The 3,202-nt window shown below is 35.5% G+C and carries 3 protein-coding genes; 2 read left to right on the top strand and 1 reads right to left on the bottom strand.

The genetic code is table 11. The features are described from left to right. Nucleotides 1-89: 89 nt before the first annotated feature. On the bottom strand, nucleotides 90-1,325 hold the full coding sequence (gene glyA / locus CP368_RS09480; protein WP_098046031.1) for a serine hydroxymethyltransferase: 1,236 nt from the start codon (nucleotides 1,323-1,325) through the stop codon (nucleotides 90-92). 647 nt (nucleotides 1,326-1,972) lie between these two features. Here glyA and CP368_RS09490 point away from each other — a divergent pair. Together CP368_RS09490 and CP368_RS09495 are read left to right on the top strand one after the other, a co-directional pair. Beyond that, on the top strand, nucleotides 1,973-2,488 hold the full coding sequence (locus CP368_RS09490) for a hypothetical protein (RefSeq protein ID WP_025005730.1): 516 nt from the start codon (nucleotides 1,973-1,975) through the stop codon (nucleotides 2,486-2,488). A 69-nt stretch (nucleotides 2,489-2,557) separates the two neighbouring features. Continuing rightward, nucleotides 2,558-3,067, top strand: coding sequence for a methylated-DNA--[protein]-cysteine S-methyltransferase (locus CP368_RS09495; RefSeq protein ID WP_098046032.1), 510 nt, complete (start codon nucleotides 2,558-2,560; stop codon nucleotides 3,065-3,067). The last annotated feature ends 135 nt before the right edge of the window (nucleotides 3,068-3,202 follow it).

Below are 3,202 nucleotides of genomic sequence, written 5' to 3' on the forward strand. Positions count from 1 at the left end.
ATCAGTGCTTTAAAAGTCTAATATTAATTGTCAATGTCTTAACTTAATGACATTGGCAAAAAACTAGAACTGTTTATTTTCTATTCAAATTAATTAATTGGATGTTTTTGAGTTAATTCTTTAACTTCTTGTTTAACGTGTTCAATTGTTGTTTCATCTTCTGGATTAGACAAAATCTCAACAATTAATCCGGCTGTCTTTTTAGCGTCTTCTTCATCAAAACCGCGGCTAGTAATTGCTGGTGTACCAATTCTTAAACCACTAGTTACAAAAGGACTGCGCTGATCACCAGGGATTGATTCTTTATTGGTTGTAATATGAACTGAATCAAGCAAGTTTTGTGCATCTTTACCCGTTAACCCAGTATTTGTAATATCAATAATCATTAAGTGATTATCAGTACCACCAGAAACTACACGAATATTGTCAGACTTAGCAAAAGTTTCTGCCATTATCTTAGCGTTTTTGATTACTTGTTTAATATAATCGGTAAATTGTGGCTGTAAGTCTTCATAAAAAGCTTGCGCTTTTCCGGCAATTACGTGTTCTAAAGGACCACCTTGAATACCTGGAAACAAGGCTGAATTAATCTTTTTACCAATTTCTAAACTATTAGATAAAATCATGCCGCCGCGAGGACCACGCAAGGTCTTATGCGTAGTAGTCGTCACTACATCAGCTACTGGAATAGGACTAGGATGTTGGCCAGTTGCTACCAAACCAGCAATATGGGCCATATCAACCATTAAATAGGCGCCAACCTCATCGGCAATTTCACGGAATTTTTGCCAATCAATAATTCGGCTGTATGCAGAAGCACCAGCAACGATCAATTGGGGATGAACATCTAAGGCGATCTGACGAATAGCATCAAAATCAAGCTCTTCAGTTTCAACGTTTAATCCGTAACTATAAGATCTATATTCTTTACCACTGAAGTTTACTTTGGCACCGTGAGTTAAATGACCGCCAGCATCCATGCCCATGCCAAGGATTACATCGCCTGGCTTCAGCAAAGCTTGATAAACAGCCATATTTGCTTGTGAACCAGAGTGGGGTTGAACATTAGCAAATTTAGCATTGAATAATTTTTTAGCATAATCAATAGCAAGTTGTTCAACTTGATCAATGTATTGACAACCGCCATAATAGCGTCGACCAGGATAGCCCTCGGCATATTTGTTAGTTAAAACTGAACCTTGAGCTTCACGAACTGCATCAGAAACAATATTTTCAGAAGCAATTAATTCAATCGTGTTTTGTTGGCGCTCTTCTTCGTGATGAATGGCATTCCACAATGCGGGTGACTTTTCTGCATATTTCAATGAAAAGACTTCCTTTCTGACTTGTACTAAATAGTTTTCTTTACTGAAAAGTATACTATTTAGCGATTAAATACGCACGACTACTGCGCGGAAATTCTTTTTTGAAAGCAGCTAAAACAGCATGACGGCAAGTAGCGGTATCAGCTAATTAATATTCCTCAGTAAAATGCAGATAGCCAGCTTCAATTAAAAATAAATAAATTTTATTTTCTATACAAAAACAGAAATCAATACTCTTGCAATATTTATTATTTTTTCTAAAATAAAAGCCGCTTGCAAGATAAATTGCAAGCGACTCATATTATGGGACATCATGCTTAGCTTTTCCGAAGCTAAGCATGTTTTTGTATACAATTAATTACTTTAAAATAACTATTCTATAACCTCGTCCTACTTAAGCGTAACACCTTTTCTCCCGGCTTTAAACGATTTTAGTATAAGTTAGTGATTACTTAATAGTCTTCAGCTGTAAAAAGGGGAATACCTTTTATTATGCTGGCGTATAGAAAATAACAACCAAACACTACATCCTTTCGTCTAATTTCCTAAAAAAATAGCAACTTTTATACCATTAAATTAAAAATATAGTTAAAATACTGGTATAATATCGTTTCAGAATAATTAATGTAGAGGTGAGATTTCTGATCATGAAAAGTGCAAATTACACTAGAAAACATCACATGTATTTAATGAATCACAAAAATGGTGACGTTATCGAAGTAAGAATGGACAAGAAAAATAAGACATTCAAGAAAATACGACTTTATCGTCAAGATGGTTTGGGCAACTACTATCTAGATCCACATGGGGAGTTTAAGGATCAGAAAAGTCCAGCAACCAAAGAGAATATCGTAGAAGCCGGAAAAAAGGTCAGCGATCATATCTCTAGTGCTGAGAACTGGCACCATAAAGTTAGACCTATTTTCAACGCTGAACACAAAATCGTCGATTTCGAACCACGATTGCATTTGGAACACCATACTAAGATTCAAAATGCTAAAAGATATTTGCGTCACTTGGAAAGACGACACGCAGACTTCATTTTCCGTAAAAATAGCAAAACGCCTTTGTTAATCCCATGGAATTACATCAAGGATATGATCTATGAAGATCGCAATAAAGAAATGGTGCTAGCCCATAAGGTGCACAAGTTAAGAAAATAAATTAGATTAATAAGATGCTACCAATCATAATCGATGGTAGCATCTTATTTTTATCATAGGAGAAAAAACATGCAAACAGTTTCTTACTATAATTCACCTATTGGCAAAATATTGCTCGCTAGTAATGAACAAGGACTTATTGGTTTATGGCTAGATACTGATCGCTACTACGGTGACAATCTTGATAAAGAATATTCAGAAGGAGAAAATAAATATTTAGCTTCTACTAAAAAATGGTTAGATATCTATTTTCAAGGCAAAGAACCAGATTTTACTCCTCAATTACATTTGATCGGTACTGATTTTCAAAAAAGAGTCTGGCAAGCATTACTAAAAATTCCTTACGGGATGACAACTACTTATAAAGACATTGCCGTACAGGCTGCAAAAGATAAGGACCACTTACCTATTCGGGCAACTGGTGGTGCTATTGGCAGAAATCATATTTGTATCATCATCCCTTGCCATCGCGTTGTTGGTGTTAATCACAATTTAACTGGTTATGGCGGTGGAATTGATAAGAAAATTCAGTTGCTTAAACTTGAAGGCGTTGATATTAATCAGTTTAAAGAACCTTAGATACAAGAAAAGCCCGCAAATCGCAAGCTTTTTTACTTGTTCGTCTTTTTTCGCAAACAAAGTTTCGGTATAATATTACTGCAGAAAGTTTTATGAGCGGCGGTTGTTTTTCCTCCCGGAGGTGAGGCCTATGGT

This window comes from Lactobacillus sp. UMNPBX17 (assembly GCF_002553735.1).
GTDB classification, from domain to species: domain Bacteria; phylum Bacillota; class Bacilli; order Lactobacillales; family Lactobacillaceae; genus Lactobacillus; species Lactobacillus gallinarum.